The organism is Salinimicrobium oceani, assembly GCF_012037645.1.
Map to the genome: position 1 here is coordinate 1 of NZ_JAAVJR010001038.1, position 370 is coordinate 370.

Annotated in this window: 1 pseudogene; it reads right to left on the reverse strand. The window is 40.5% G+C overall.

From position 1 onward, the window contains the following. Positions 1-351, reverse strand: a pseudogene (locus tag HC175_RS20665) (TIM-barrel domain-containing protein); the annotation flags it as partial. Positions 352-370: the final 19 nt, after the last annotated feature.

Below are 370 nucleotides of genomic sequence, written 5' to 3' on the forward strand. Positions count from 1 at the left end.
ATCTCCGCTTTCAAAAGTTTCGGGGGTTTTACCGTCATCATGAAAGAGAATGGCAGAGCTATTTTTGGTTTCAGGATCAAAAAAGAAATTCAATTCGATGTCTTCTGCTGAAAAATGTTGCGTGGTCTGCAGGGGTTTAGCCATAGGACTGATCGCACCACCTCTCACAAAAGTTGGAATATACTCATCCTTAAGCTCGATTACAGAACTACTTTTTCCTTTATATTTTTCTCCGGAATAAAAGTCAAACCAGGTGGATCCCTTCGGAAAATAAACCTCCTGGTCACTTACATGCTCCTGAAGCACAGGAGAAATGAGAAAATCCTTTCCCCACAAATAAGTATTAGCCACAGAGTAAAGCCTGAAGTTT